The sequence below is a fragment of the Streptosporangium canum genome (assembly GCF_900113865.1).
In the GTDB taxonomy this organism is placed as follows: Bacteria; Actinomycetota; Actinomycetes; order Streptosporangiales; family Streptosporangiaceae; genus Streptosporangium; species Streptosporangium canum.
This window is the reverse complement of the sequence record NZ_FOQY01000030.1, coordinates 93,709-96,486: the sequence shown is the minus strand read 5'-3', so window position 1 is coordinate 96,486 and position 2,778 is coordinate 93,709. Positions and strand designations below refer to the sequence as shown.

Annotated in this window: 1 protein-coding gene; it reads left to right on the top strand. The window is 75.3% G+C overall.

The annotated features are described in order from the left end of the window. The coding region (locus tag BM085_RS32565) for a condensation domain-containing protein (RefSeq protein ID WP_218158887.1) at positions 1–2,778 on the top strand (2,778 nt) is incomplete at both ends.

The window sequence follows — 2,778 nt, the reverse complement described above, 5'->3', positions numbered from 1 at the left end:
TGGCCCCGCCCGGCCCGGTGGACGCCTCCGTGGTGCGCCGGGCGCTGGAGGAGGAGCGGGTCGACGCGGTGTTCCTGACGACCGGCCTGTTCAACCTGCTGGCCCAGGAGGCGCCCGCCGTACTGGCCGCCGTCCCGCACCTGTGGACCGGCGGCGAGGCCGCCTCCCCCGCCGCGGTGGAGCGGGTCGTCACCGCCGGCGGCACCGTCCGCAACGGCTACGGCCCCACCGAGACCACGACGTTCGCGCTGTCGCACCCGGTGACCGGCCCCTTCCCCGGCGCCGTCCCCATCGGAGGCCCGCTGGACGCGATCCGCGCCCACGTCCTGGACGACACGCTGCGGCCGGCCCGGGAGGGGGAGCTGTACCTCGCCGGCGACCACCTGGCCCGCGGCTATCTCGGCCGCCCGGACCTGACGGCCGAGCGCTTCGTCGCCGACCCCCACGGCGAGCCCGGATCGCGCATGTACCGCACCGGCGACCTGGTACGGCGTCGCGACGACGGGCATCTGGAGTTCGTCGGCCGGGCCGACGGCCAGGTGAAGATCCGCGGCTTCCGGATCGAGCTCGGCGAGATCGAGACCTTCCTCGCCCGCCACCCCGAGGTGGCCCAGGTCGCCGTCATCGCCAGGGAGGACCGTCCGGGGGACAGACGCCTGGCCGCCTACCTCGTCCCCCACGACCCGGCCGCCGCCGGCGCCGGCCTCGTCGAGCGGATCCGGCGGGCCGCCGGGGAGGCGCTGCCCGCTTACATGGTCCCCGCCGCCTTCGTCGTCATGGACGCGCTGCCGCTCAACCACAACGGCAAGATCGACCGGCACGCCCTGCCCGCGCCCGAGGCGGCGGCCTCCGGCACGGCCCCGCGCACGCCGGTCGAGGAGACCCTGTGCGAGCTGTTCGCGCAGGTGCTCGCCGTGCCGGGGATCGGGATCGACGACGACTTCTTCGTGATGGGCGGGCATTCGCTGCTGGCCATGCGGGTGGTGACCGGGGTCAGGTCGGCGCTCTCCGTCGAGTTGCAGATGCGGGCGGTGTTCGAGGCGCCCACCGTCGCCGCGCTGGCGGCCAGGGTCGAGGAGGCGAGGGCCGGCGGCGCCGGCGGGGTGCGGCCGCCGCTCGTCCGCGCGGAGCGTTCGGCGCCGCCCCCGCTCTCCTTCGCCCAGCACCGGCTCTGGATCGTCGACCAGCTCGCGGAGCCGGGCGGCCTCTACACCATCCCGCTGATCCTGCGCCTGTCCGGGCGGCTGGACAGGGCGGCGCTGGAGGCCGCGATCGGGGACGTGGCATGGCGGCAGGAGACGCTGCGGACGGTCTTCCCCGCGCGGGACGGCCGGCCGACGCCGCGGGTGCTGGAGGCCGTACCCGGGCTGACCGTCGTGGAGACCGTCGAGGCGGAACTCCGGGCGGCGGTCGAGAAGGAGGCGCTGCGCCCCTTCGACCTCTCGGCCGAGCCACCGGTGCGGGCGCTGCTGTTCGCGCTGGGATCCGGCGCACCCGTCGAGCCGGACGAGCACGTGCTGGTGCTGCTGTTGCACCACATCGCCATGGACGGGTGGTCGCTCGCCCCGCTCAGGCAGGACCTGGCCCTGGCCTACACGGCCCGCACGCGCGGCGAGGCCCCCGCATGGGAGCCGCTGCCCGTGCGGTACTCGGACTACGCCCTGTGGCAGCGCGACCTGCTCGGCGACGCGGCGGACCCGGGCAGCCCCGTGAGCGTGCAGACCGCCTACTGGCGGGAGGCCCTGGCGGGGATGCCCGACGAACTGGCGCTGCCCGCCGACCGGCCCCGCACGCCGGCGACCGGGCACCGGGGCGCGTCGGTGCCCCTGCGGCTCCCGCCCGACCTGCACGGGCGGCTGCTCGCCCTGGCCAAGGCCAACCGGTCCACGCTGTTCATGGTCGCGCAGGCCGGGCTGGCGGCGCTGCTGACCCGGCTGGGGGCCGGGACCGACGTGCCGATCGGCGCTCCCGTGGCCGGCCGTACCGACGAGGCGCTGGACCGGCTGGTCGGCTTCTTCGCCAACACGCTGGTGCTGCGCACCGACACCTCGGGCGACCCGACCTTCCGCGAGCTGCTGGCCAGGGTGCGGGAGACGGACCTGGCGGCGTACGCGCACCAGGACGTGCCGTTCGACCAGGTGGTGGAGGCGGTCAACCCGCCGAGGATCCCCGGCTGTCCCCCGCTCTTCCAGGTGATGCTCGCGCTGAACAACACGCCGGGGGACGAGGCCGAGCTGCCGGGCCTGACGACGACGCCGGACCCCGCCTACTCGCTGTACGGCTTCGGCGGCGCGAAGTGCGACCTGGCGTTCGGCCTCACCGAAAACGTCTCCGCCGGCGACCCCGCAGGCGTCGACGGGGTGGTGCAGTACGCGACCGACCTGTTCGACCGCGGCACGGTCGAGTCGATCACCGCTCGGCTGGTGAGGCTGCTGGAGGCGGTGGCGGCGGACCCGGACGTCCGCGTGGGCGCGGTGGAGCTGCTGGCGCCGGACGAGCGCTACACGCTGCTGGAGAAGTGGAACGACACGGCGGTCCGGACGCCCGGGGGCAGCCTGGCCCGGCTGTTCGAGGCGCGGGTGGCGGCGGCTCCGGACGCCGAGGCGGTGGTCTGCGGCGAGATCCGCCTCACGGCCGCCGAACTGAACGCACGGGCCAACGCGCTGGCACGACGGCTCAACACCGCCGGAATCGGCCCCGAATCCCCCGTCGTGGTACTCATGCAACGCTCCGCCGACGTGGTGATCACCCTGCTCGCCGTGATCAAGGCCGGCGGAA